At 62.3% G+C, this 25,192-nt stretch carries 19 protein-coding genes and 4 pseudogenes; 7 read left to right on the top strand and 16 right to left on the bottom strand.

The features are described from left to right. Positions 1-54: 54 nt before the first annotated feature. Positions 55-2,303: pseudogene (locus tag PSH84_RS04545) on the bottom strand (DNA internalization-related competence protein ComEC/Rec2). 144 nt (positions 2,304-2,447) lie between these two features. Between PSH84_RS04545 and PSH84_RS04540 the strand changes: the two are divergent. Beyond that, the gene (locus PSH84_RS04540; protein WP_122565904.1) at positions 2,448-2,963 is read left to right on the top strand and encodes a DUF2062 domain-containing protein; all 516 of its coding nucleotides are present in this window, start codon (positions 2,448-2,450) and stop codon (positions 2,961-2,963) included. A 178-nt stretch (positions 2,964-3,141) separates the two neighbouring features. On the opposite strand, the gene PSH84_RS04535 is transcribed toward PSH84_RS04540, so the two are convergent. The 4 genes and pseudogenes from PSH84_RS04535 to PSH84_RS04520 all read right to left on the bottom strand — a co-directional run bounded on the left by PSH84_RS04535 (position 3,142) and on the right by PSH84_RS04520 (position 6,321). Further along, positions 3,142-3,921 (bottom strand): ABC transporter permease, encoded by a 780-nt coding sequence (locus PSH84_RS04535; protein WP_041476072.1) that lies wholly within the window; start codon positions 3,919-3,921, stop codon positions 3,142-3,144. Positions 3,922-3,923: 2 nt separating this feature from the next. Then, positions 3,924-4,856 carry an ABC transporter ATP-binding protein gene (locus PSH84_RS04530; RefSeq protein ID WP_122565905.1) on the bottom strand — a complete coding sequence of 311 codons (933 nt, stop codon included), beginning with the start codon at positions 4,854-4,856 and terminating at the stop codon, positions 3,924-3,926. A gap of 135 nt (positions 4,857-4,991) precedes the next feature. Further along, the gene (locus tag PSH84_RS04525) at positions 4,992-5,615 is read right to left on the bottom strand and encodes a glutathione S-transferase family protein (protein ID WP_305482344.1); all 624 of its coding nucleotides are present in this window, start codon (positions 5,613-5,615) and stop codon (positions 4,992-4,994) included. Between the two features lie 44 nt (positions 5,616-5,659). Then, positions 5,660-6,321: pseudogene (locus PSH84_RS04520) on the bottom strand (transglutaminase-like domain-containing protein). Positions 6,322-6,756: 435 nt separating this feature from the next. Between PSH84_RS04520 and PSH84_RS04515 the strand changes: the two are divergent. Together PSH84_RS04515 and PSH84_RS04510 are read left to right on the top strand one after the other, a co-directional pair. Next, positions 6,757-9,206 (top strand): annotated as a pseudogene (locus PSH84_RS04515) (acyl-CoA dehydrogenase). 89 nt (positions 9,207-9,295) lie between these two features. Further along, positions 9,296-9,703 (top strand): PA2817 family protein, encoded by a 408-nt coding sequence (locus PSH84_RS04510; RefSeq protein ID WP_003179340.1) that lies wholly within the window; start codon positions 9,296-9,298, stop codon positions 9,701-9,703. Between the two features lie 187 nt (positions 9,704-9,890). Here the strand turns inward: PSH84_RS04510 and PSH84_RS04505 are convergent, their stop codons facing one another. Further along, the gene (locus tag PSH84_RS04505) at positions 9,891-10,889 is read right to left on the bottom strand and encodes a LysR family transcriptional regulator (RefSeq protein ID WP_305482343.1); all 999 of its coding nucleotides are present in this window, start codon (positions 10,887-10,889) and stop codon (positions 9,891-9,893) included. Between the two features lie 90 nt (positions 10,890-10,979). Here PSH84_RS04505 and PSH84_RS04500 point away from each other — a divergent pair, with 90 nt between their 5' ends. From PSH84_RS04500 to PSH84_RS04485, 4 genes are all read left to right on the top strand, one after another. Next, entirely contained in the window at positions 10,980-11,606 is a 627-nt protein-coding gene (locus PSH84_RS04500; RefSeq protein ID WP_305482342.1) for an alanyl-tRNA editing protein, read from the top strand. A 545-nt stretch (positions 11,607-12,151) separates the two neighbouring features. Further along, the gene (locus PSH84_RS04495) at positions 12,152-13,375 is read left to right on the top strand and encodes a type II and III secretion system protein family protein (protein ID WP_305467895.1); all 1,224 of its coding nucleotides are present in this window, start codon (positions 12,152-12,154) and stop codon (positions 13,373-13,375) included. A gap of 56 nt (positions 13,376-13,431) precedes the next feature. Further along, complete coding sequence (locus tag PSH84_RS04490) at positions 13,432-14,145, top strand: tetratricopeptide repeat protein (protein WP_305467896.1); 714 nt, start codon at positions 13,432-13,434, stop codon at positions 14,143-14,145. Positions 14,146-14,167: 22 nt separating this feature from the next. Beyond that, complete coding sequence (locus PSH84_RS04485) at positions 14,168-14,437, top strand: DUF3613 domain-containing protein (RefSeq protein ID WP_122565911.1); 270 nt, start codon at positions 14,168-14,170, stop codon at positions 14,435-14,437. A 1,043-nt stretch (positions 14,438-15,480) separates the two neighbouring features. On the opposite strand, the gene PSH84_RS04480 is transcribed toward PSH84_RS04485, so the two are convergent. The 10 genes and pseudogenes from PSH84_RS04480 to PSH84_RS04435 all read right to left on the bottom strand — a co-directional run bounded on the left by PSH84_RS04480 (position 15,481) and on the right by PSH84_RS04435 (position 25,180). Further along, positions 15,481-16,446 (bottom strand): type II secretion system F family protein, encoded by a 966-nt coding sequence (locus tag PSH84_RS04480; protein ID WP_305467897.1) that lies wholly within the window; start codon positions 16,444-16,446, stop codon positions 15,481-15,483. A 27-nt stretch (positions 16,447-16,473) separates the two neighbouring features. Then, positions 16,474-17,460, bottom strand: coding sequence for a type II secretion system F family protein (locus tag PSH84_RS04475; RefSeq protein ID WP_305467898.1), 987 nt, complete (start codon positions 17,458-17,460; stop codon positions 16,474-16,476). After that, positions 17,457-18,900, bottom strand: a pseudogene (locus PSH84_RS04470) (TadA family conjugal transfer-associated ATPase). The gene PSH84_RS04475 and the pseudogene PSH84_RS04470 overlap by 4 nt, the downstream one beginning before the upstream one ends. A 3-nt stretch (positions 18,901-18,903) precedes the next feature. Beyond that, the gene (locus PSH84_RS04465) at positions 18,904-20,124 is read right to left on the bottom strand and encodes an AAA family ATPase (protein WP_122565918.1); all 1,221 of its coding nucleotides are present in this window, start codon (positions 20,122-20,124) and stop codon (positions 18,904-18,906) included. Further along, complete coding sequence (locus tag PSH84_RS04460; protein ID WP_305482341.1) at positions 20,118-20,612, bottom strand: TadE/TadG family type IV pilus assembly protein; 495 nt, start codon at positions 20,610-20,612, stop codon at positions 20,118-20,120. Before PSH84_RS04460 ends, PSH84_RS04465 begins: the two co-directional genes overlap by 7 nt. Beyond that, the gene (locus PSH84_RS04455; RefSeq protein ID WP_305482340.1) at positions 20,612-21,091 is read right to left on the bottom strand and encodes a TadE/TadG family type IV pilus assembly protein; all 480 of its coding nucleotides are present in this window, start codon (positions 21,089-21,091) and stop codon (positions 20,612-20,614) included. The genes PSH84_RS04460 and PSH84_RS04455 overlap by 1 nt, the downstream gene beginning before the upstream one ends. 8 nt (positions 21,092-21,099) lie before the next feature. Further along, positions 21,100-22,416, bottom strand: a complete 1,317-nt coding sequence (locus tag PSH84_RS04450; RefSeq protein ID WP_305482339.1) for a TadE/TadG family type IV pilus assembly protein — start codon at positions 22,414-22,416, stop codon at positions 21,100-21,102. A gap of 71 nt (positions 22,417-22,487) precedes the next feature. Next, a complete protein-coding gene (gene cpaB, locus PSH84_RS04445; RefSeq protein ID WP_305482338.1) occupies positions 22,488-23,303 on the bottom strand; it encodes a Flp pilus assembly protein CpaB in 816 nt (271 codons plus the stop codon). A 15-nt stretch (positions 23,304-23,318) separates the two neighbouring features. Beyond that, positions 23,319-24,647 (bottom strand): DUF8689 domain-containing protein, encoded by a 1,329-nt coding sequence (locus PSH84_RS04440; RefSeq protein WP_122565923.1) that lies wholly within the window; start codon positions 24,645-24,647, stop codon positions 23,319-23,321. Positions 24,648-24,649: 2 nt separating this feature from the next. Then, positions 24,650-25,180 (bottom strand): A24 family peptidase, encoded by a 531-nt coding sequence (locus tag PSH84_RS04435; protein WP_305482337.1) that lies wholly within the window; start codon positions 25,178-25,180, stop codon positions 24,650-24,652. Positions 25,181-25,192: the final 12 nt, after the last annotated feature.

Raw genomic sequence — 25,192 nt, 5'->3', positions numbered from 1 at the left:
GACTCGCCTTGCAGACCCGCCCCGCCGATAAGCGCATCAGCCAACTGCGCTGGATCAATGTTGCCTCGGTGTCCCGACAGCGGGCGGATCGCGCCAGTAGCGTCGGTGCCCGGCCTCGGTGCGTGGTAATTCGAACGCGCCCAGTTGCAGACGAATGGCGCCCTGCTCGGCGCTGTCGTAGGTCGCCAGGCCTGAGCGGCGGTACCGGGCCATCACCTGGGGATGGGGATGGCCGAACGCATTGCCCTGCCCGCGGGAGATCAACACCGAATGCGGCTTGAGGCGCGACAACAATGCCATCGATGACGAACTGCGGCTGCCGTGATGAGGTGCGGCCAGCCACTGGATCGGTAGCGCCAGGGCCTCGTCAAGCAAGGCGCGCTCGGCAGGGGTGTCGATGTCGCCGGTCAACAGCAGGCGTTCTCCGCCAGCCTCCACCAGCAGGACGCAGGACTTCTGGTTGCTTTCAACGGCAGAGGCCCAGCGCCACAACTCGAATCCGACCCCATCCCATTCCCAGCGCCTGCCGCTGTCGCAAGGCCCGGCCCGCAATTCGTCGGGCAGCGCGTCGGGATCGCCGCTGATGACTTCCATCGTCGGCAGTCCCTTGCGCACGGCCAGGGCACCGCCGGCATGATCGGCGTCGGCATGGCTGAGGAGCATCAGGTCCAAGCCGCGCACACCCAGTTTGCGCAAGGTCGGCAATACGACGCGCTCGCCCACATCGGCCTCGCCAAAGCGCGGCCCGGCGTCGTAAAGCAGGCTGTGATGCCGGGTGCGTACCAGCACCGCCAAGCCTTGGCCCACGTCCAGTTGCCAGACCTCGGCGTGCCCTTGCGGCAGGTGTTCTCGCGGTGGAAACACCATCAGCAGCATCATCGGCCACCCCAGCACACGCAGCGGCACGCCTTTGGGCAACAGCAGCAAGAAAGCCCCCAGCGCGGCGATGCCCAGGGCCCAGGGCGGGACCGCAACAGGGACCCAGGCAGGCATTCGTCCGGCCATCAGCCCCAGCCCTTTGAACAACAGATCGAGCAACCCGCCGGCGATCCACAGCAGGCCTTCACCGATGAGCGGCACCGGTAACAACGCCGTGCCGAGCAGCGCTGGCGGCAAGACCAGCAGGCTGATCCAGGGCACCGCGAGCAAGTTCACCAGTGGCCCGCTGAGGCTGACCGGCAAGCCCACGATCAACAGCAACGGACCACAGGCCGACCGCAACCAGCCACTGGGCACGGGTCCAGGTTTGCCACCAGCGCCAGGGCCCAAGGCGAGCGCCAAAGGTGAACATCAATATGGCGACGGCCGCAAACGACAACCAGAACCCCGGCCGCAGGCTGGCGAGCGGGTCGAACACCAGCACCCCGACGAAGGCCAGCAGCCATGCCCACCACGGATCCGGCTGTTTGAAGCGCAAGCGCCACAGCAACACCAGGCCGATCATCGCGCAGGCCCGTCGCACCGGCACCTCGAAACCGGCGAGCAGGCCGTAGCCCAGGGCGGCGCAAAAGGCCAGCGCACACGCCCAAGGCAACCACGCCAGCCCCGTCGGCCACAGGCCATAACGCGCCGCACCGGCCACCAACAGGTACACCAGGCCGGCGAGCAGGCCGATGTGTTGCCCGGAGATCACCAGCAAATGGACCGTGCCGGTGTCTTGCAAAACCTGCCAGTCCTCGCGGCTCAGCCCACCCCCCGTCGCCCAGGACCAATGCCGCCAGCGCACCGGAGCGGCCGTGGGTGTCGACCTGTGCCAGCGCCTGGCGCACCTCGTCACGCCAGGCGCCCCGGGCTGCTTGCAGCAGACGCCCCTCCTTGACGGTACCGGTCGCGCCAATGCCACGGCTCAACAACCAGGCGGCATAGTCGAAGCCGTGCGGGTTCAGCAGCCCGGCAGGCCGCTTGAGCTTCACTGCCAATCGCCAGCGTTCGCCGCTGTTGACGGGCGGGCCACCGAACCAGGCGAGGCGCATCGTTGTCGGTAATCGGGTACGACGTGAATGGGCATCGGCCAGTTCGAAGCGCACCACGCCGTCGCCCTGTTGCGGCAAACCGACGACGCGCCCTTCAACCCAACGGGTTTCTCCGTCCAGGGCGGCGGGTAATCGATTGTCCAGCGCCCACTGCGCCGACAGGCAGGCCCAGGCCAGCCCGAACAGGAAAAAACCCGCCGCGTAGGTTCGAAATGGCAACGCCATCAATGCAAGCACCGGCATGGCTGCAATCAGCCACAACGGCGGCAGTGCCGGTAAAAAAATCGGGGCCACCAGCCCCAGTGCAAGCGCGACTAACCCTGTGCGCATAACCCGTCCTTGAGAGTGCCCTCTTCAGGCATAGACGGTTCGCGGCACCGCTGGCGTTATCAATTGTCACAAAGTCTGAATCTGCCAGCCGTAGAATCCAGACATACTTGCGGCTTTACTGCGTTGAACCGACCGAGAAGCCTTATGCCCCGGCGCCTATTCAAACGTTACATGCCAGACCCAGAGAGCATTCGGGAACATAAATCCTTACGTTTTCTCGGCACCCTGCTGCACGATCCCAACCTTTGGCACCTCAATCGGCACTCCGTGGCCCGGGCGATGGCGGTTGGCCTGTTTGCCGCGTTCTTGCCGATCCCATTGCAGATGTTGCTGGCCGCCGCGTTGGCCGTCACGGTGCGCGGCAATATGCCGATTGCGGTGAGCCTGGTGTGGCTGACCAATCCGATCACCATGCCGGCGGTGTTTTTCTGCACCTACCAGACCGGTGCCTGGCTGATGGACGTGCCTGCCCGGACACTGCCCGAAGAGCTGACCTGGGAATGGATCAGCGGCCAGTTGTCCACCTTGTGGCAGCCGTTCCTGCTCGGCTCGGTGGTGACCGGCCTGGTGCTCGGCGCCCTGGCCTACTTCGTCACCATGAGTTACTGGCGCTGGTGGGTGACCCGACAGTGGAAGCGGCGCAAGAAAAGCCGGATGTGAGATGCAAAAAAGGCCTCCTGGGATGGAGGCCTTTTTTGTGGCCACAAATCTGCGACCTCATGAAGATCAATGTAGGAGCGAGCTTGCTCGCGATAGCGGTATGTCAGTCAATAGGTTATTGAATGATCTGACGCCATCGCGAGCAAGCTCGCTCCCACAAGGGGTCAGGGGTTAAAGCTTAGGTACGCATCCCCCGCCCGCTGACCAGCAACCGCGCGCAACCGAGGTAAAGCACCACGGTTGCCACCAGCATGAAGGTGATGGCGATGCTGATCTTGATGTCCGATACCCCGAGGATGCCGTAGCGGAACGCGTTGACCATGTGCAGCACCGGGTTGGCCAGGGACACGGTCTGCCAGAACGGCGGCAACAGGGAGATGGAGTAGAACACCCCGCCCAGGTAGGTCAGCGGCGTGAGCACGAACGTCGGGATGATGGAGATGTCATCGAAGTTGCGTGCAAACACGGCATTGATGAAACCCAGCAGCGAAAAGATCGTGGCCGTGAGCACCACCACCAAGACCGTCACCCCCAGGTGATGCACCTGCAAATCGGTGAAGAACAACGACAGCAGGGTCACGATAAGGCCCACCGCCAGGCCGCGCAGCACGCCGCCCAAGGTGTAGCCGATGAGGATCGTATGGGGCGACACCGGCGAGACCATCAGCTCCTCGATCGAACGCTGGAACTTGCTGCCGAAAAAACTCGACACCACGTTGCCATAGGAGTTGGTGATCACCGACATCATGATCAGCCCCGGCACGATGTAGTCCATGTACGTGAAGCCACCCATGTCGCCGATCTGCCGCCCGATCAGGTTACCGAAGATCACGAAGTACAGGACCATGGTGATGGCCGGCGGCAGCAGGGTCTGCGGCCAGATCCGCATGAAACGCCGGACTTCACGGTAAACGATGGTATTGAGGGCGATGAGGTTGGGGCGCAGTTCGGAACTCATGCTCATACCGCCACCTTCGCCAGATTTTTCTCCACCAGGGACACGAACAACTCCTCGAGGCGATTGGTTTTGTTGCGCAGGCTCAGCACTTCAATGTTTTGCAGGGCCAGTTGGGTGAACAGCCCGGTGATGCCCACGGCTTTGTCCACCTGCACTTCCAGGGTATGGCTGTCCACCAGGCGAGCCGGATAACCGATGAGCTGGGGCGCGGTCTTCAGGTCGTGTTTCAGGTCCAGCAGGAAAGTTTCCACATGCAGTTGGCTGAGCAACTGGCGCATGCTGGTGTTCTCGACAATGGTGCCGTGGTCGATGATGCCGATGTTGCGGCACAACTGCTCAGCCTCTTCCAGGTAATGGGTGGTGAGGATGATGGTGATGCCTTTCTGGTTCAGCTCGGTCAGGAAGCTCCACATCGAGCGACGCAGCTCGATGTCCACGCCGGCGGTCGGTTCGTCGAGGATCAGCAGGCGCGGTTCATGCACCAGCGCGCGGGCGATCATCAGGCGTCGCTTCATGCCGCCGGACAGTGAACGGGACGGCACGTCACGCTTGTCCCACAGGCCCAATTGGGTCAGGTACTGCTCGGCGCGCTCGTTGGCGACCTTCGGCGGGATGCCGTAGTAACCGGCCTGGGTCACAACGATGTCGAAGGTCTTTTCGAACTGGTTGAAGTTGAATTCCTGGGGCACCACGCCGATGCAGCGCTTGAGGGCGGCGGGCTCGCGGTCCAGGTCATGACCAAAGACGTTCACCGTGCCGCTGGTCTTGTTCACCAGCGTGGAAAGAATGCCAATGGTGGTGGATTTGCCGGCACCGTTAGGGCCGAGCAAGGCGAAGAAATCACCTTCGGCGACGTCCAGATCGATACCACTCAAGGCCTGGAAACCGTTGCCGTAGGTTTTGGTTAGCTGCCGGATGGACAGAGCGGAACTCATATCGGATTACGCACCAAGAAGGGAAGGAAGAAAAGAATAGATAAGGGCGGGCGGCGAGCAATGCAACACAGCGCACGAAGGCCATGGTGCTTGGCGTCGCCGCACAAGTACAGTCAAGTGTGTCGATAGTAAGTATTAAGTCAACGCGGTCATGACGGCTTTGCGGTAGGCCGGACGCTGCTGCAACCGCGCGTACCAGGCCTGTACGCCAGGCCGCTCGGCGCGCTGGATGGGCATCTCGAACCAGGCATAAATGAAACTGCCCAGGGGAATGTCGCCCATGCCGATTTCATCACCCGACAGGTAAGGTTGTTCACTCAAGGTCTGTTCGACCATAGCCAGCAAATCGTCGCACTCCTTGATCGCCGCATTGATGGCCGCCCAGTCCTGTTGTTCGGCCGGGGTGCGCAAGACGCCCCAGAACACCGTGCGAAACGGTGCGGCGAAGCTGGACGTGGTCCAGTCCATCCATTTTTCAGCCAGGGCCCGAGCCTGTACGTCAGCGGGATACCAGGCCGAACCCGACGCATGGCGAGCTGCCAGGTAACGCACGATGGTGTTGGATTCCCACAGCACGAAGCCGTCGTCCTCGATCATCGGCACGCGGCCATTGGGGTTTTTCGCGCGGTACTCGGGCGTGTCCACCACACCGAACGCCCCGCCCGCATCGATGGCCTCGTAGGCCAGCCCCAACTCTTCTGCGCACCACAACGCCTTGCGCACATTCGATGAATTTTTCCGGCCCCATATCTTCAGCATCACGGCGTCCTCGATGGATAAATGCCGCAGCAGCATACGCCGGATCAAGCGTGACTCAAATCGCCCTGCATGTCGCCGAGCAAGAGCGGTACCTGCTCGCCGAACAGGTGCGGGTAGCACTTCTCCAGGTGTTCGAAGAAGAATGCCTCGGGCACGTCGGCGAACTGGCCATGGTTCGGTGATGTACTCCATCAGCTTCGCCCCTTGCCGATTGAACGGGTGGAAGACGCTGTCGTGGCGACCGTCGAACTCCAGCGGGGCCACGTCGAACAACGCGCACAAGCCCTGGTTGAAAGCCGGCGTGGCCTTGACCCAGCGGTCGTTCAGGTACAGCTCGGTATAACCGTGCATGGCGAACACGTCGCTCCTGAGCAATTCCAGCAGACGCGGGGTGGACAGGTGGTTGCGCACATCCGCCAGGCCGATGCGCGCCGGGATGCCGCAATGCCGGGCGCAGCCGGCCAGCAAAGTGGCCTTGGGCACACAATAGCTTTCACCGGCAACCAACGCGTAACTGCCGCGCAGGGTCGCCGGGTCGCGGCTGAAGGTGTAGGGGTTGTAGCGCACCCCCTCGCGCACGGCGTAATACAGGCTGACCGCCTGGGCCAGCGGGTCGTGGTCGGCGCCGCGGTGAGTTTCGGCGAAGTCGATGACCGCGGGGTGATCGCTGTCGATGAAGCGGCTAGGGGGTCAGGTATTGCTGCATAAAGGAAGGCCTCTGGAGAAACATCCCCCTCAGGGTCGAACTCGGTCTTTGTGGCGAGGGGATTTATCCCCGCTGGACGCGAAGCGGCCCTAAACCTGACACCTCGGTGTGCCAGGCAGATTGAGTGGGCCTGCCTTGGGGCGGCTTCGCAGCCCAGCGGGGATAAATCCCCTCGCCACAAGTACTGTGTTCGACTGGGGCTGACGGTGTCCGAGTTTATCCCCAGCCCTCGGCCCAGCGATAACGGCATTCCGGCCAAACAATGGCGTTTTCTCACCTTGTTAACGAACGATTTCCCACGGCTGTTGCCAACCAGACTGGCGCAATACATCCAGGGTTTCCCACGAAATCAATCACATCGCGCTGACCGCCGGTTTTGCAGATGCCGTCTAAGCTCTGAAGGTCGGTTTTGCCTTGGTTCACGGAGGATTACATATGCTGTTGTTGTGGATACTGGTCCTGATCGTCGGGATCGCCTGGCTGGCGCATCGGCGCACCGCCCCGCTGCCCGCGCTGGGTATCGTCGCGGTCTATCTGTTGGCCATGGGCATTTTCAGCCATGCGCCCGGCTGGCTGATGCTGATCCTCTGGGTGGTGCTCGCGGTCATCGCGGCCCCGTTGCTGCTGCCGGGACCTGCGCCGCCAGTATTTCAGTGCGCCGATGTTCGATTGGTTCCAGAAAACCCTGCCGCCCATGTCCGAGACCGAGCGTGACGCCATCGATGCCGGCACGGTGTGGTGGGACGGCGAACTGTTCAGCGGCCGCCCGGACTGGGACTTGCTGCTGGCCTACCCCAAGGTGCAACTGACCGAGGAAGAGCAGGCGTTCCTTGACGGCCCTACCGAAGCCCTCTGCGCGATGGTCAGCGACTGGCAGATCGGCCAGGCCATGGACCTGCCACCTGAAGCCTGGGCCCATATCAAGGAGCACGGCTTCTTCGCGCTGATCATTCCCAAGGAATACGGCGGCAAGGGTTTTTCCGCCTATGCCCACTCCCAGGTGGCGATGAAACTGGCCACCCGCAGTGGCGACCTGGCCTCCACCGTGATGGTCCCCAACTCCCTCGGCCCCGGCGGAACTGCTGCTGCACTACGGCACAGACGAGCAACGCGACCATTACCTGCCGCGACTGGCCCGAGGCGACGATATCCCCTGCTTCGCCCTGACCGGACCGCTAGCCGGCTCGGACGCCGGGGCGATGCCCGACACCGGCATCATCTGCAAGGGTGAATGGGAGGGCCAGGAAACCCTCGGCCTGCGCCTGAACTGGGAAAAGCGCTACATCACCCTCGGCCCGGTGGCCACCCTCCTGGGCCTGGCCTTCAAGGCGTATGACCCCGACCACCTGCTGGGTGACGAAGAAGACCTGGGCATCAGCCTCGCCCTGATTCCCACTGACACCCCTGGCGTGCAGATCGGCCGCCGTCACCTGCCCCTCGGCGCCGCGTTCATGAACGGTCCGAACTGGGGCAAGGACGTGTTCATTCCACTGGACTTTCTCATCGGCGGCCAGGCCATGCTCGGCAAGGGCTGGATGATGTTGATGAACTGCCTGTCGGTCGGGCGCTCGATTTCCCTGCCGGCGGTGGGCACCGGTGCGGCGAAGTTCACCAGCCTGGTGACGGGCCAGTACGCCCAGGTACGCGAGCAATTCAACGTACCGTTGTCGGCGTTCGAAGGCATCCAGGAAGCCATGGCGCGTATCGGTGGCAACGCCTGGATGATGGATGCGGCACGCATGCTGACCGCCAACGCGGTGGACCTGGGGGAAAAACCCTCGGTGCTGTCGGCCATCCTCAAGTACCACCTGACCGAACGCGGTCGCGAGTGCATCAGCCACGCCATGGATGTGCATGGCGGCAAAGGCATCATCATGGGCCCGAACAATTACCTGGGTCGCAGTTGGCAAGGTGCACCAATCTTCATCACGGTCGAAGGCGCGAACATTCTGTCGCGCAACCTGATGATCTTCGGCCAGGGCGCCATTCGCTGTCATCCGTTCGTCCTCAAGGAAATGGCCCTGGCCACCCGTGAAGACAAGGACCAGGCGCTGGTCGAGTTCGACGCCTTGTTGCTCAAGCACATCGGTTTCGCGATCAGCAATGCCGCCAGCACCCTGGTGCTGAACCTGGGCCTGGGGCATTTCGAGAGGGCCCCCGGCAATGCCTTGAGCCAGGGTTATTTCCGCGCCCTCAACCGGCAGGCGGCGGCATTCGCCCTGCTGGCGGACTTGAGCATGATGCTGCTGGGAGGGGAACTCAAACGTCGCGAACGCCTGTCGGCCCGCCTGGGCGACGTCTTGAGCAACCTGTACCTGGCGTCCGCCGCGCTCAAGCGTTATCACGACCTGGATTCGCCGGACCACATGACGCCGCTGTTCACATGGGCCATGGAGGAAAGCCTCGGCCAGTCGGAACGTGCGCTGGATGAGTTGCTGAGCAACTTCCCGAACCGGGTACTGGGTTGCCTATTGCGCCTGGTGGTGTTCCCCTTCGGCCGTCGTCACAAGGGTCCGAGCGACAGGCTCGACGCCGAGGTGGCCGCAGTCATCGGCCGGCCCAAAGGTGACCCGACCCTCGAAGAGTTGTTGCAGGGCTGCTATCGCCCGCAATCGACCGACGATCCAGTGGGCGCCCTGCAACACGCCGCCGACCTGCTGGCGGCCGCCCATCCGCTGCACAAGAAACTGCACGGTGCACTCAAGCAGGGTCAGCTCAATCCGGCACCTGGCGAACCACTCATCGATGCGGCCCTGGAGGCCGGCGTGCTGCAAGCCGGTGAAGCGCAGACCTTGCGCGCGGCCGAGGCGGCGCGGCGCAAAGTCATCGACGTGGATGATTTCGATAAGGCCGAATTGACGCTGGCGCAGGACAAGGTCCGTTGATCCTGACGGCCAGCTACGCTCGTCAACTATAAAAGCGGGCGCAAGGGCTTTATACTCCTGCGCCCGTTTTGCTCTTGAGGACTTATCTCGTGTCCAACATCGTTGCCGATCACCTTGTCTTGCTTGACCACTTGCGCAGCATCCTGGTCGCCGTGGGTGAAGCCGAACAGGTGCCCGAAGAAAGCCACGCGTTATTCCTGGAGCGCTTTGACGAGTTGCGCGCACAATTGCCCGTCGACCCGATCGAAAGCCAATACCTGGGCCAGGACCTCCTGTGCCAAGTGATCGTCCGTTATCCACAAATCGCCCACCTGGTGCCTCGCGACCTGCTCTGGTACTTCGCCGGTGACTGCCTGCACTACATGCCTGACGAAGAAATCGCCCTGTACCAGGCCCTGGAAGAACGTCGTTTCGAAGCCGAGCAGAACGACGAGCCTTTCGACTGGAACCAGGAAAAGCAACTGCTGGCGATGTCGGACCAGGACAGCAAGCACTGATTGCGATCCGTCATGCAAAGGCCCGCACGGTTAACCCGGCGGGCCTTTTTTTGGTCTTGTCGAAGTGTGTTGCCTGGGCGGGCCTCATCGCGAGCAAGCTCGCTCCCACAGGAGACCTGCAGTGAATATAGAATGTGTACTCACCATCGGCCCAGTGTGGGAGCGAGCTTGCTCGCGATGGCGCCCGTCAGAACAACCCATCACTCTCCGGCAACTCATAGTGCACCGCGTCCTTGCTGGATCGCCCCCCTCCCCCCACCTTGTACAAGGTCGGCTCCTTCGCCAGGCATTCCACCAGATAATCGATGAACACCCGCAGCTTGGGCGGCAGGTAGCGCGTCGGTGAATGCAGCAACCACAAGCCACCGTGGTAGGAAGCCTGGAACGTCCAGTCGGCCAACACCTGCACGATCAACCCCTGCTCCAAGGCATGACGGGCGGTGAAATACGGCAGGCTGCCGATGCCGATGTGCTGCAACACCGCCCCCAACCGCACACCTGTGTGATTCGCCGCATAACGTCCGCGCACACCTACGGTGACCGTCTTGCTGCCTTTCTTGAATTTCCAACGTGCGTCATTGGGCGTTTCTCCCAGGTAAATGCAACTGTGCTCCAGCAAGTCGTGGGGATGCGTGGGAACGCCATGCTCTGCCAGGTATTGCGGCGTGGCGCAGAGCAGGTGGTCAATGGTCAACAACTGACGCCCCACCAGCCCGGCTGATGGTTGATCGGTAATCCGGATGGCCAGGTCGACGTGATCATCGATCAGGTCGACCTGCCGATCCTCCAGGAACAACTCCACATCGACCTTCGGATAACGACGCAAAAATTCAGGCATGTGCGGATGAATCACGAAACGCCCCACCGCCTTGGGCACGCTGACGCGGATGCGCCCTTCAGCCTCCTGGGTGAACTGGCCGCTGATTTCCATCACCGACCGAGCGGCGGCGACCATCTCCTGGCAGCGCTTGAACACCTCTTCGCCGCCATCGCTCAAACGCAACTTGCGGGTGGTGCGCTGCAACAATCGGGTCGCCAGGGCTTTCTCCAGGCGAGAAATGCTGCGGCTGATGGCCGACGGCGATGAGCCTGACTGGCGAGCCGCCTCGGAAAAGCTACCGGTCTCCACGACCTTGACGAAGACGGCCATTTCGGCGAGCAACGGCAACGGAAGATTTGTGCTCATGACGCAACAGTCCTTTGAGATTTGAACGGATTATCACCCTTTTACGCGCTACCTATAATCCCGTCACAATTTCTGATGCGGGTATGGACCATGACGCTTCGCCTCTTTTTCCATAGCGATGACCTGAAGGCCAACGTGGAAGTCCTGGACTGCAGCCCCCAGGAAAACGAATTCGCCGTGGTGCTGCGCGCCACCCTGTTCCATCCCCAGGGCGGCGGTCAGCCCTGCGACATCGGATGGATCGACGACAGCCAGGTACTGCGCGTCCTTCAGGACGGGCAACAGATCATTCATTACGTCGACCGCCCCGTAGCCCCGGGCATGGCCACGATCCGCGTGGATGAGCAGCGGCGGTTGCTGAACTCACGCCTGCACTCGGCGGGGCACCTGATCGGCCATTTTGCTGAAAGCCGTGGCTGGAAACCGATCAAGGCCCACCACTGGCCCGGCGAAAGCCGCGTGCAGTTCCAACCTGGGGAACATCCCCAGGAGCTGGACACATCGATCATCCAGCAAGGCATCGATGCCTGGATCGCCGAGGACCTGCCTCGCCTGGTTACACTTAGCCAAGGCAGCCGGGAAGTCGGCTTCGGTGAGCTGACGGCCTATGGCTGCGGCGGCACCCATGTACGTCGGCTGCAGGATCTGGGTGCCGTCACCATCGCCTCGCTTTCACAGAAGAAAGGAACGTTGTCGGTTCACTACCATGTGGACTGACACCCGCCTGCTGCCTGGATCGCGGTTCGCAGGCCGACTGAATGGATCGGCCCAAGATCCTTGCCGTCGAAAACCTCGATTGGCGGTGTTCCGCGTCCCATAAATCAAAATGTTCCGTGTCTTTCCATGTAATTCGTCAGCGAACAATCGCAAGAAAAGACGGATTATTGACGCGCCCCTGATCGTTTTTTCCCACCTGTCAGCTTTTAGTCATTTTTTTGTCCTGAGGCGTGGCGCTTTGCCATGTTTGGACTAACGTGAAACAGAAGCGAGGACGGAGCCGGTAAAAGGTGCCTCAAGCGACCTGATCGATACCGTCACAGCCCTCGACAATTCCCGGAGATCCCGGGGCCCAGAAAGGTTGTTCGCAAGCTGCCTGTCGTTCAGTCGGGTCGGTGTAATGCGCCCGTTTGCTAGTAGCGACGAGGCCTGAAGCCGGCATTGATCAAATGATCTGGCGAGATGGAAAGGGGCAGCCCGGGCCTCTTAAGTGATCCGAGGCATCTGGCAAGCCTAGGGAAGGCCTCTCTATTGAGGATCACTTCATGACCCAGCGCACCGCACCCGTTTTAAAACATTTCATTCATGGCCTGTTCTGGATGGGCCTTGGCCTGGATGCGGCTCAGGCCGCAGCGGCAAACTGTTCGCAACTGGACAATTTGCCGGCGACCTTCGAGGTCGGCCAAGGGCTCCAGAGCGAACTGCGCATCCTCGCCCCCGTGACGAAGTTGGCCGTCGGCGACCCGAAAATTGCCGATGTGCAACCCAGTGGCAGCGATGCCTTTATCCTCACGGGTCTGGCGCCCGGCGCCACGAGCCTGATGGTCTGGACCGATTGTTCGAAAATACCGCGCCAGAGCATGGTCTTTGTCAAAGGCCGGGCCACTGAGGCGCTGACGGGCGCTGCGAACATACCTTCCGAAGACCCGATGCTGCTCGCCCAGGTACAGACCGACATCCGTTTCGTTGAAGTCAGCCGGACCAAGCTCAAGGAAGCCTCGACCTCGATTTTCGGCAGCCGTGGCAATTTCCTGTTCGGCTCGCCGAGGACCATGCCCACCATCGGCGGTGTTGTCCGGCCTTCATTGCCGGTCAATAACGACATGTTCAACTTGTCTTTCGCTACCGGTAAGACCCTGTTGATGATCAACGCCCTGGAAGGCAGCGGTTTTGCCTATACCCTGGCACGGCCAAGCCTGGTGGCCCTCAGCGGGCAGAGCGCGAGCTTCCTGGCCGGTGGCGAAGTACCGATCCCGGTGCCCAGTGCCGGCAGCGACAACGTGTCCATCGAGTACAAGGAATTCGGCATCCGCCTGACCCTGACCCCCACCGTCATCGGCAAGAATCGCATCGCCTTGAAGGTAGCGCCGGAAGTCAGTGAGCTGGATTTCACCAACGCGGTGAATATCGCCGGGACACTGGTGCCGGCACTCACCGTGCGCCGTACCGATACCAGCATCGCCCTGGCCGATGGCGAAAGTTTTGTCATCAGCGGCCTGATCAGCACCCGCAACAGCTCCCAGGTGAACAAGTTTCCAGGGCTGGGCGACGTGCCGATTCTCGGCGCGTTCTTTCGGGACAACGCCATCAACCGCGAAGAGCGCGAGCTGCTGATGATCGTCACGCCGCACCTGGTCCAACCGTTGGCGGCCGACGCGCAACTGCCGAGCTTGCCGGGTGAGCAATTGCGCAACTACGACCCGAATTTCTACCGCATGTACTTCCTCGAACATGGCGAGTTTGACAACCGCAGCGGGCTTTCCCAATGAGCCGGCGCCTGGTGTGCAAGGCGTGCGACGTCCAACGGTTCGCCAAGGGGTATTCCATGAAAACAGTGATCGCATTAACGGCGACCTTGATGCTTGCCGGTTGTGCCAGCAGCGGCGTGGTGGCTTCACGTACGGCCGATTGCGCCAAGCCCGGAGCCGACCAGGAACTGGCCTTGAACATGGCGGAAGACATGGCCAACGAAGGTCGTTTATATGCCAGCCTGGCGAACCTCGAACGCTTGCCCGAGGACTTGGTCCAGGTCCGCCTGCGCAAGGCTCGGGTGCTGCGCCTGATGGGCCGAAACGAGGCCGAACCGTTGTACAAAAGCCTGCAGGGGACTTGTCTGGCCGCTGATGGTGAACATGGCCTGGGTCAGTTGGCGGCCGCCAGGAATGACAATGCGGCGGCGACGCAATACCTCGAACACGCCGCGAAAATGGCCCCGACCGAAGGCAAGATCCGCAATGACCTGGGGGTTGTCTACCTCAATCAACGGCGCATTTCAGAGGCCCGCTTCGAGTTCATGACCGCCATGGAGCTCCAGCAGTCCGACACGCTGGCCGCGTTCAACATGGTGACCTTGCTGATTTACCAGGACAACTGGAAGCAGGCCGCCGAGCTCGCGAACATGGCCAAGCTCAGCCCCCAGCAAGTGGCAGATGCCCAGGCCCGTGCGGAAAGAATCAGGGGCGCGGCACCTCAGGCAGTGACATCACCCGCCAACCGCCTGACCGAGGTCGTCGATGCTTCAACCGGCGCGGTCCAGTAGAGCGTTACGAGGAGTTCAAGAAATGATGAGCAAACATTTGATGATCGTGTGCATGGTGAGCCTGTCCACCGCCGCCTGGGCCATTGAACCAGGACCCTCCTCAGCCGCACAGCAAGGCACCGAGGGTTGGATGCAACTGCAGATTCGTGGCGTGGTGGCCTCCACCAACCTGCAAACCGCCTCGGCCGCCGAGCGCGAGATGGCGATGCAGCGTTGGCTCAACAGCTTCAACTATCCGATCCCGGAGTTCTTTGACCAGGACTCGGCAGGAGAGATCACCAGCAGCAAATGAAATACGTGGGAAAGGAAAGATCGCAGCCTTCGGCAGTGCCTACATTCGATCCGATGTAGATGCTCCCGGAGGCTGCGGTCTTTTGGCTTGAACGATCGGCAGATCACAGGCGTGAACCTGTGGGAGCGAGCTTGCTCGCGATGGCGGTCTCCCAGTCAGCACCTTCATTGACTGACCCACCGCTATCGCGAGCAAGCTCGCTCCCACAGTGGTACAGAGCCGCCGCAAAAAGCAGGGCTGCTGCGCAGCCCAGCGGGAGCAAGCTCCCTCGCCACAGAGCGGTGTGTTGGCTGGAGTGATCAGTAGGTGGGCGCCGGAAAACCTGTGGGAGCGAGCTTGCTCGCGATGGCGATCTCCCAGTCAGCACCTTCATTGACTGTCGAACCGCTATCGCGAGCAAGCTCGCTCCCACAGTGGTGCAGAGCCGCCGCAAAAGCAGGGCTGCTGCGCAGCCCAGCGGGAGCAAGCTCCCTCGCCACAGAGCGGTGTGTTGGCTGGAGTGATCAGTAGGTGGGCGCCGGAAAACCTGTGGGAGCGAGCTTGCTCGCGATGGCGGTCTCCCAGTCAGCACCTTCATTGACTGTCGAACCGCTATCGCGAGCAAGCTCGCTCCCACAGTGGTGCAGAGCCGCCGCAAAAAGCCGGGGCTGCTGCGCAGCCCAGCGGGAGCAAGCTCCCTCGCCACAGAGCGGTGTGTTGGCTGGAGTGATCAGTAGGTGGGCGCCGGAAAACCTGTGGGAGCGAGCTTGCTCGCGATGGCGGTCTCCCAGTCAGCACCTTCATTGACTGTCGAACCGCCATCGCGAGCAAGCTCGCTCCCACAGTGGTGCAGAGCCGCCGCAAAAGCAGGGCTGCTGCGCAGCCCAGCGGGAGCAAGCTCCCTCGCCACAGAGCGGTGTGTTGGCTGGAGTGATCAGTAGGTGGGCGCCGGAAAACCTGTGGGAGCGAGCTTGCTCGCGATGGCGGTCTCCCAGTCAGCACCTTCATTGACTGTCGAACCGCTATCGCGAGCAAGCTCGCTCCCACAATAGATACCGTGTGTCCTACATATTCCCGAAAGCCCTGAACACACCAATCATGGCCGGGCCAATGGCGACAAGAAAGAAGCTCGGCCACAGGCAGAAAATCAGCGGAAAGATCAACTTGGTGCCAATCTTGGCCCCCATTTCTTCCGCCGCCTGGGTCCGTCGGTCGCGAAACTCATCGGCATAGATCCGCAAGGTATCGGCCACGCTGGTGCCGAAACGGATACTTTGCGCCAGCAGGCTGACCAGGCCCTGGATATCCTCCAGCCCGGTGCGCACGGCCAGTTGCTTGAGCGCCTCGGTACTGGTGATGCCCGCCCGGATCTGCGCATTGACCAACGCCAGCTCCTCGGCCAATTCCACCTGACTGACCGACATCTCTTCAGCCACCCGTTCAATCGTCGTGGGCAGGGCCAGGCCCGACTCGACGCAGACCACCATCAGATCCAGCGCATCCGGGAACGCGGCGCGCAGCCGGCCTTGGCGGGCCTGCTTGCGTTTGCCGACGTAGATCGCCGGCAGCAGCCAGCCGATGCCCGCGATAAGGGCCACCGTCAGCAAGCCGATAGCCAATGAAACCTTGACCATCGGCAGCAGCAACAACGCAACGCCAACCAGCAACAGCGGCAGCATCAGGCGCACGGCCCAATACATCTGCACCGCCGAGGCTGAACGGTAACCGGCGTGGGTCAGCAAGGTCTGGGTGGCCGACGTGTGGGCCTGGTCGGTGGAAGCAAAGCGCTGGCCGACCCGTTCCAACAAGAGCTGCAGGTTACCGGGCGCCTCCTGCCCTGCGGTGTTGCCGCCATAACCGCGCTTGATCAGCGCCAGGCGCCGCTGCACCGGATCCTGCAGGCCCAGCATCAATAGCAGGAGCGCGACGGCCGCCAGCACTGTACTGAGGCCAATCGCGCCGATGAACAACAGGCGTGCCAACTCTTCGTTGCCGGTCAACCGACTCAACAATCCGAGTAAAAAGTCCATGACTGAAACCTCGCGGCGCAACAGCGCTTAAACCTGGATCCGGATGATCTTTCTTATCCAGAAAATCCCGATCAACATGGCGCAGAACGCGCCGATGATCAGCTTGTGCCCTATGGGGTCATTGATCAGCACCGGCATGTAGCTGGGGCTGGTGAGCACGATGGCGATCGCCAGCACGAACGGGATCGCCACCAGCACCCACGCCGACATCCGCCCTTCCGCCGACAGCGTCTTGATCTTGCGCTGGAACCGGAAACGCCCGCGAATCAAGCGGCTCAGACGCTCCAGCACTTCGGTCAAATTGCCGCCAGTCTCGCGATGGATGAGGATCGACGTCACCAGCATCATCACCGTCATGCTCGGCATCCGCTCCAGCAGCCCGAGCATGGCCCGGCGCACGTCGTTGCCGTAGTTGATGTCGGAAAAGGTCATGCCGAACTCCTGGGCGACCGGTCCCTTGTGCTCCTCGGCGACCAGCCGCAAGGTTTCATTGAACGGGTGCCCGGCGCGCAAGGCTCGGCACATGGCGTCCAGCGCATCCGGCAAACCTTCCTCGAACGCGGCGAAACGCTTGTTGCGGTCACGCAGGATTTTCAGTACCGGCAACCAGGTCACTGCAAAGGCCGCCAGCAGCGCCATCCACCAGAGCGGCGAGACCATCAGCACCAAGACACCCGCCGCCGCCCCCAGGATCAGGCCAAGCAGCATCACCCGATAAGCCCGGTATTCATGCCCGGCCTGCTCGATCAGTTGCGTCAGGTTGGCCATGAACGGCAGTTGTTCCAGACGGGCTTCCAAGGGGGACAGGCGCGTCAGGTACTTCTGTCGCAACACGGTCTGCATGTTGGGCAGGTGGTTGGCCTTCTCCAGCACATGCAGGCGCCCGCGAATACGCTTGCGCATCTTGCCGGCTTCGCCGAACACCGGCACCACCACGCCCTGGGACAGCAGGAACACGGCGATAAACACCATGCCGAGGAAAATCAGGATGAACTCACTGGGGATATTGCTCATGACGTGCGGCCCTCCATCCACTCAGGGCGAAACAAGGTCAGCGGCAACTCGATGCCGCGCTTGGCCAGCACATCGCGGAAAGCCGGGATCATGCCACTGGGCCGATATTCGCCAAGCACCTCGCCGTGCTCGCCGATGCCCTGGCGCACGAAGGAGAAAATTTCGGTCATGGTGATGACCTCCCCCTCCATCCCGTTGATCTCTTGCATGCTCACCACGCGTCGCTTGCCGTCTTCTTGACGCTCCAGTTGGATCACCACATCGATGGCCGAGGCAATTTGTTGACGCATGGCCTTGATCGGAAACGTCGCCCCGGTCATCGACACCATATTCTCGATTCGCCCCAGCGCATCCCGTGCGGTGTTGGCGTGAATGGTGGTCAGCGAACCGTCGTGGCCGGTGTTCATCGCGGTGAGCATGTCCATCGCCTCGGCACCGCGCACCTCACCGATGACAATGCGGTCCGGGCGCATGCGCAGGCTGTTGCGCACCAGTTCCCGCTGGCTCACCTCGCCGCGCCCCTCGATGTTCGACGGCCGGGTTTCCAGGCGCACCACGTGGGGCTGTTGCAGTTGCAGCTCGGCCGAATCCTCGATGGTGACGATGCGCTCGTTGTGGGGGATGAAACTGGACAGCACGTTGAGCATGGTGGTCTTGCCGCTGCCGGTCCCGCCGGAGATCAGCACGTTCAGGCGCCCGCGAACAATGGCCTTGAGCAACAAGGCAATGGCCGGGGTCAATGGTGCCGACCTGGATCAGGCTGTCGGTGTTGAGCAGGTCCACGGCGAAGCGCCGGATCGACATGCTCGGACCGTCGATGGCCAGCGGTGGAATGATCGCGTTGACCCGCGAACCGTCCTTGAGCCGGGCATCCACCAGCGGCGAAGACTCGTCGATACGGCGTCCCAGGCTGGAGACGATGCGGTCGATGATGTTCAGCAAATGCTGGTCGTCGCGAAAACGCACGTCGGTGCGTTGCAGCTTGCCGAAGCGCTCGACGTAGACCGAGGCAAATCCGTTGACCAGGATGTCGGACACGCTGTGGTCGGCCAACAGCGGTTCCAGCGGCCCGAGGCCGAGCACTTCGTCGGTGATCTGCTTGATGATCAACTGCCGACTGGCGGTACTCACCGGTGCCGAGTGCTCCTCGAGCAGGCGCTGGCAGATATCGCGTATCTGCCGCGCGGCCTCGACCGGTTCAAGGGCATCGAGCAATGACAGGTCCATGACCTTGAGCAGTTGCTGGTAGATCTTTTCCCGCCATTCGGCCTCCACCGGGGTGACCTGGCTGCGGGTTTCATACAGCACGTCGGGGATGGCCTGCTCCCAGGCCATCAATGCGTCCGTGGGGTCCGGCAAACCGTCGCCGGGCTGGGCGCCCGCTGCGGCGCCAGGTTTGGCGGGCTGTTTGCGCAAGCGGTTACGAAAGTCGCTGATCATGGGTCATCCCCCGAAAAAACGGTTGAAGGCACGTTTAAGCAAGCCCTTGTCCGTGGCCATCTGGTGACCGACCAGGTCTTCGGTCAAATCGCGCAGGGCGGTGGTAATGGCCGCCTTCGGCGCATGCAGCCCCAACGGCACGCCAGTGTTCTGACTCTGGCTGACCAGGTTGAAGTCATTGGGCAATTTCGACAGGTTCGCGCAACGCAGGGCCTCACCGATGTCCTTGAGGCTGACGGCGGCGTTTTTGTCATAGCGGTTGATCAGGATCTGCAACTGCTCCCCACGCACGCCCAGGTCTTCGCGAAGGATCCGCACCAGGGCGCTGGCATCGCGCAGGTGGCTGACGCTCTGCTGCACCACCACATACACCCGATCCACCTGTTCCAGCACGGAGCCGGTGAGGTGATCGATCTGCCGCGGCAGGTCCACCACCACCCAGTCATAACTGGCGCGGGCCAGTTGCAACAGGGCGTCGAGCTGTTCGGGCTGGGCGTCCTGGGGCAGGCACAACTCGCCAGCCCGGCCTCCGAGGACGTGCAGGGTCGGGCTGAAGTGGCTGCAAAAACCCCGCAACGCGACACTGTCCATCTCATCGATCTGCTGCAGCACTTCCAGATGACTGTGGGACTGCGCCACGTCCAGGTAGTGGGTCACGCTGCCAAATTGCAGGTCCATGTCCAGCAACAGCGTATTGCCTGCCCGGGCGCTGAGTTGCTGGGCCAGGTTGCACGCCACCAGGGTTGCGCCGGAGCCACCCTTGGCGCTGATCACCGCGATCAGCTTCCCTTCGTTGCCGTTGCCGAGGCGGACTTCCGTCACCAGGCGATTGAGCGCCGCCACCAATTCCGTATCGGCGATGGGTTCGGGCAACACATCCCGGGCACCGGCCTGCATCGCCAGGCGCATGCCCTCCTGCTCGCCCAAGGGACCGCACACCAGCATCGGCGGACGTTCATGGGCCGGACGTTGCAACAACGCCGACAGCTCTTCGCGCCACAGATGGCTGACGCGCAACAGCAATAGGTCGGGCATGCGGTCCAGGCCGTAGAGCGGATCGACATGGCCGTTGCTGACCAGGCGCGTGCTGACCTCAAGGCCAGGCATGCGTTGGCAGACGCATTGCAGGTCACGCAGGGACGTGGCATCGCGGCTGCTGATCAGTATCCGCAGCCCGGCTCTGCCAGTGGTGGTCGAAAGCGGGTGTTCCCTGGTATTCAGCATGGTGTGATCTCCCCGGAATCGGAATGACGCCCAAGGCTTTCGCGTGGCAAGGTTGCCCTGAACGTGGGCAAGGTAATGGGCACGCCCAAGCCGGGAATGAACAGGTTGAAGACGAAGTTCTGCACGCTCAGCCGGACATAGCGGATAGCACGAAACCCGGAGGCACCGGACGTGTCGGTAGGGTTCGCCACCACGGCGCCATTGACGTCCAGGTAGGTCAGCGCCAGGTTAGACGTCGCCAGGTTGCTGATCAATTGACTGGTGCCGGTGTCCGTCGCGGCGTTGAAGATAGCCCGGCGCAACACCACCGGATCGCTGACATTGCACACCGCCGCCAGCCGCACGCCACGGCGCGCCGCTTCATCCAGCGCATTGACCGTGAAATACAACCGTCCCATTTCCACCACGCCGAACAGCAGGATGAACACCAGCAAGCCGACGAAGGAGAACTCCACGATGTAAGTGCCGCGCATGTGTTTGTGATTCATCACAGCGCCCTCATGACAGTGGTCGCGACCAACGGGATGCCCAGTGGAATGGCACTGCCGAAAAACCCAGGGATCGAACCCGCGCAGTTACCCGCGCCAATCACCGGGCAGAAGGTGTAGGTAATGGTGACGCGCACATGATCGATGCCCTCGGCGGCGACCTGCACATTCGCCGTGGTCAAGCCTGACACTACGGCGGCTCCCGTCGCGCTGGGCACGCCATACACCGCAACGTTTTTTGTCTGGGTCATGAGCGTGCTGCCCAAGGCGACGGAGCCAAGGGTGGTGTTCCACGCCTGGCTGGCGACGAAGCGCCCAGCATCGCGACTGGCCTGCAGCAGCACGTTGTACTGGTAGAGCATGCGACCGAACTCGCCGAAGGCCAGCAGCAACAACAGCAGCAATGGCAGCACCAGGGTGAATTCCACCAGCGCCACGCCTTGCTGGGCTTGCGCGGGTTTGAAATGAGAAAGTCCCATGACGCCTCCTACGAGTCGGTGCTCGGAGTGCCGCTGCCGTTGAGATAGGTTTTGTAGAGCTGGATGATCTGCGGGCCGGAATCGGTGGACGGCGTGGGGCCGGGGACGTTGTCGCCCTCGCACTCCTGGACGAACTGACCAAAGATGATGGACTCCGAACCACCACCGTTCACCGGCTGCAGGACGAAATAACAGCCGAACCCCAAGACCGGAATCGACGTCGAACCGCTCAGTTTCCCGGCGCAATCGCCAATCACGATCTTCAGCATCCGGCGTTCGAAAACCCCGTTGCTTTCACAACCACTGGCGCCTCCCGCCACACAGGCGGCGACGCTGGCCCGCCAGTCGTTGTAGTCCTGTATCGCCTCGCCGCCCGCCGAGAGATCGCCGTTGCTCGACGTCACGGTTTGGCCTTTGTATTGCGCCTGGGAAAGCGCATCGTTGTAGGTGATCGCCGGGGTACCCGAAGCCGTGACCAGGTCCGGTGGATAGTCCGAAGAACTGACCGGGCCGTTGTAGATACCAAAGCGCGTGTTCAAGCCCTGGGAGGTCGGGCCGGCTTTGTTACCTGGCGCCGTCTGGACGTTGTCGCCGACACTGCGGCAGACCGAGCCACCGCCGGCCAGGTCCTCCCGGACCGCACTGCCGCCTGAGCCGAAGTCCAGCAGTTGGAAGTTGCCGGGGCCGATGGGCGATGTGTTCCCCGCCGCCGTTTTCAAGACTTCCAGGTCACCAAACTGATACCCCCAGAAGTTGCCGGCGGCCGGGTTGTATTGAGTGGGGTCGCCACAAACCATCAACGGCGCCAGGTCACAAGGCGAGGTGGGGCTGGGGCCCGCCGTGGCGATCGCCGCCACGCGCTTGTTACCCAAGCCGGCGCTGCCCATGGTTTGCACGAAACTCCAGAAAAACCCGTTCAACTGATAGCTGGCCACCGACACCCGCACGTATTTGGCATCGGTAGGCCCGGGATAGGAGAACGGGCCGTAGACGCTGCTGGACAGCTCCACTACGGCAAACGCGCCCGGGTTGCCGGCGACCGCGGTGGCCAGCTCGGTATTGCCCAAGGCGTTGGCATTTCTGTTGAGCGTGTCCAGGGCCGCGGCGCGGGTCGTGCTGGCCATGTTGATGCCACCGCTCACCTGGCTCAGGGTCTTGGCGCCGCCCAAGGCCGCGGCGTCCACCGCATTCTGCAGGCGCGTCTTGTTCAGCAGCATGTGCCCGCCATCCAGGGCCAAGGCCGCCATCATGGAAATCGCCACCAGCGCGATCACCATCAGTACACTCACCGCCCCTCCCTGGCGCCGGATATTGGCATTCATCATCGAGCCCTCATCTACAACGTTTGAGGATCGGTATCGCCACGGCTCACAAGGGCCTGGCATGGGGGGGCTATTCAGCGGACATTGATCACGCTGCTTTCAACTCCGCGGATCAGCGTGATCGCCCCGCCTTGCGGCTTGGCACTGCGCAACACCACAGGTTTTGGTACCGGGGCGACCGCCATGGCCATGACCGGCGCAGGGGCTGGCGGCGCAACGGCCACGGGCTTTTTCTCCAGGTTCAACGGGTTGCGCAAGGCCAATTGCAGCTTGCCTTCGGTCTGCGCAGTGACCAGCGCTTCCGCTTCGGTGACCGACATTTCCAGGGTCACGGCCCGCACCACCACCGGCTGGGTCTTGTCGGTACCCGCGGTCTGGTCCACCGCCAGCACCCGCAGGTTTTCCAGGATGGTCCGGGACGTGGCGCTGTTGCTGCCGGCGCTGGTGGTCTTGGTCGCCAGTACATCGACCCGGTTGCCCGGCAAGAGGAAGCCACCCACGCCGACCACATCATCCACGCGGACCGAAATGGCGCGTTTGTCCGGTGCGATCAGCGAAGCCAGGGTGCTGCCGCCCAAGTGCTCACTCAGACGCGCGCCCCGCACGATGTCGCCGCGCAGGATGTCGAAGGTGGCGATCTTGCCCACGGCCTGTTCGCTGGCATCGAAGGCATCGTCCGGGATCGTGTCCATGGGCATGCGCACGGTGGTGACTTGTTGGGCCTCGACCATTTGCCCGAAGGGAATTTCCACCGTCGCGACCACCACGCTTCGCAGATGATCATCGGGGGACGCGTTGAGTCGTGCGCTTAGCCAAGCGTCAGCCATCCATGCGGCACCAAGGCCCATTACCAGGGAAACGCCTATCAGGGGAAGCGTACGAGAGCTCATGTCGGTATCTCCAGATCAAAGGAAGTCGAGCTGAACGAAGTAGTTGTGCCAGGCCCATTCCAGTTCCTGCGGCGACAGGGGGCCGGAACCGCCCAGGTAACGTTGGCGGTCGAGCGCCATGTTCAACAGGTCACGGGGATGGCAAGGCACCAGCGGCATGCCTTCGCCTGCATACAACTGCTGCAGCACATAACGCACCAACAGCGGGTCAAACGGGATGCCCAGGCGCTCGCACTCCTGGCGCCAGATGCGTTCGTACTCCTCGGGCTTGAGGTAGCCGAACTGCACTTTGTAGCCAATGCGCCGCAGGAAGGCCTCGTCGGCCAATTCGAGGGGGTTGAGGTTGGTGGAAAACACCAGCACCAGGTCGAACGGCAGTTCGCAATGCCGACCGCCGCCCAAGTTGATGAAGTCGCGCTTCTCCTCCATGGGCACGATCCAGCGATTGAGTAACTCGGCGGGCGCCATGCGCTGGCGGCCCATGTCATCGATGATGAACAGGCCGTTGCTGGCCTTGAGTTGCAACGCCGCCTGGTATTGCCGGGTGAACGGGTCGTAGCGCACGTCCAACTGCTCCATGCTCAGCTCGCCGCCGGTGATGACGATCGGGCGTTTGCAGCACAGCAGCCGGCGGTCGATGCCTTCGTTGAGCATCAGGTTGTTCGTTTGGCCGTTGTCGTCCAGGCGCTGGTGCACCTGCGGGTCGTAGATTTCGATCACCGACTCGTTGATAACGATGGCATGGGGCACCCAGATGGCTTCGGCAAACAACCGGATCAGCCGGCTGCTGACGTAGGTTTTGCCCGTGCCCGCCGGGCCGTAGATCATGATCGCCCGCCCTGAATTCAGGGCAACGCCCAACTGGTCGAGCATGCCTTGGCTCAGCACCATCCCCGCCAACGCCTGGTTCATGTCCTTGGCGGTAATGCGGCCGTGGTGGATGGTCTGGATCTTGATCAGCGAGCGATAGGTGCTGACCGGGAATGGCGCCGCGCCGATGTAGCCACTGCGGGCCAAGGCATCCCGGGCGGAACTGCGGCCGCGCTCGGTCAGGCCATAGCGCAGCGTCTGCCCACCGGTTTGCCCCAACTGGCCCAGCACTTCGACACGACCGTCCTTGCGCAGGAACGCCAGGACTTCCTCCAACACCGCGCCGGTCAGGGCCAGGCGCTCGACCAGTCGCGACATATCCAGCACGCCGCCATCGTGCAGGTGCTTACACACCAACTCACCCAGGAAGCTGTCGCTCAAGCCGGTGTCGCGAATGGTGCATGGCTGTGGCGCCAGGCGTTGTACCGCTTCCCGTTCGCTGGGGTAGGCATCGCTATCGTTGATGACGTGCATGACTAGACTCCCCAGCCGCCGGCAACCAGTTGCCAGTAAACACTGTTCAAAGTACCGATCAGGATCGCAATCGAATAAGGAAAGGGTTTACCGGCCACTTCGTCCGAAGTCGGCGCCAGATAAGCCTGGGCTCGCACCATCAACCAGTAGCGTCCCAGGGTCTGGAGCAGTTGGCCGCGGGCCAGGACGATCAGGACACCGCATACACCGCCGGCGATCAGGCTGAACAGCGCCGCCCACAGTGCGTAATGAAAAGGCAGGAAGCTGCCGACCATGGTCATCAGCTTGACGTCACCGGCGGCCATGCCACCGACCGCGTACATGGGCAGGAACAACCCGAAACAGATCAGCATGCCCAGCAGGCTGTCGCCCAGGCCGCCGATCCCGCCGGTATACACCTGGCCGGCCAATCCCAGGGCCAGGCCCAACAGGACCAGCGTGTTGGGGATGCGGTGGCGAAGCAGATCGCTCACCACCGCCACGCCCAGCAGTCCTAGCAGCAATACCGTCAACATCAGCAATTCCATGGACATGATGCGTCTCCA

It is taken from the genome of Pseudomonas beijingensis, assembly GCF_030687295.1.
Classification (GTDB): Bacteria; Pseudomonadota; Gammaproteobacteria; order Pseudomonadales; family Pseudomonadaceae; genus Aquipseudomonas; species Aquipseudomonas beijingensis.
Note: the sequence above shows the minus strand (reverse complement) of the source record. Positions and strands in the feature narration are given on the sequence as shown.

Excerpts from the sequence above, each read along its gene's own strand:
- PSH84_RS04540 (WP_122565904.1), top strand. The coding sequence starts at position 2,448 with ATGCCCCGGCGCCTATTCAAACGTTACATGCCAGACCCAGAGAGCATT.
- PSH84_RS04535 (WP_041476072.1), bottom strand. The coding sequence starts at position 3,921 with ATGAGTTCCGAACTGCGCCCCAACCTCATCGCCCTCAATACCATCGTT.
- PSH84_RS04530 (WP_122565905.1), bottom strand. The coding sequence starts at position 4,856 with ATGAGTTCCGCTCTGTCCATCCGGCAGCTAACCAAAACCTACGGCAAC.
- PSH84_RS04525 (WP_305482344.1), bottom strand. The coding sequence starts at position 5,615 with ATGCTGAAGATATGGGGCCGGAAAAATTCATCGAATGTGCGCAAGGCG.
- PSH84_RS04505 (WP_305482343.1), bottom strand. The coding sequence starts at position 10,889 with ATGAGCACAAATCTTCCGTTGCCGTTGCTCGCCGAAATGGCCGTCTTC.
- PSH84_RS04500 (WP_305482342.1), top strand. The coding sequence starts at position 10,980 with ATGACGCTTCGCCTCTTTTTCCATAGCGATGACCTGAAGGCCAACGTG.
- PSH84_RS04495 (WP_305467895.1), top strand. The coding sequence starts at position 12,152 with ATGACCCAGCGCACCGCACCCGTTTTAAAACATTTCATTCATGGCCTG.
- PSH84_RS04490 (WP_305467896.1), top strand. The coding sequence starts at position 13,432 with ATGAAAACAGTGATCGCATTAACGGCGACCTTGATGCTTGCCGGTTGT.
- PSH84_RS04485 (WP_122565911.1), top strand. The coding sequence starts at position 14,168 with ATGATGAGCAAACATTTGATGATCGTGTGCATGGTGAGCCTGTCCACC.
- PSH84_RS04480 (WP_305467897.1), bottom strand. The coding sequence starts at position 16,446 with ATGGACTTTTTACTCGGATTGTTGAGTCGGTTGACCGGCAACGAAGAG.
- PSH84_RS04475 (WP_305467898.1), bottom strand. The coding sequence starts at position 17,460 with ATGAGCAATATCCCCAGTGAGTTCATCCTGATTTTCCTCGGCATGGTG.
- PSH84_RS04465 (WP_122565918.1), bottom strand. The coding sequence starts at position 20,124 with ATGCTGAATACCAGGGAACACCCGCTTTCGACCACCACTGGCAGAGCC.
- PSH84_RS04460 (WP_305482341.1), bottom strand. The coding sequence starts at position 20,612 with ATGAATCACAAACACATGCGCGGCACTTACATCGTGGAGTTCTCCTTC.
- PSH84_RS04455 (WP_305482340.1), bottom strand. The coding sequence starts at position 21,091 with ATGGGACTTTCTCATTTCAAACCCGCGCAAGCCCAGCAAGGCGTGGCG.
- PSH84_RS04450 (WP_305482339.1), bottom strand. The coding sequence starts at position 22,416 with ATGATGAATGCCAATATCCGGCGCCAGGGAGGGGCGGTGAGTGTACTG.
- cpaB (WP_305482338.1), bottom strand. The coding sequence starts at position 23,303 with ATGAGCTCTCGTACGCTTCCCCTGATAGGCGTTTCCCTGGTAATGGGC.
- PSH84_RS04440 (WP_122565923.1), bottom strand. The coding sequence starts at position 24,647 with ATGCACGTCATCAACGATAGCGATGCCTACCCCAGCGAACGGGAAGCG.
- PSH84_RS04435 (WP_305482337.1), bottom strand. The coding sequence starts at position 25,180 with ATGTCCATGGAATTGCTGATGTTGACGGTATTGCTGCTAGGACTGCTG.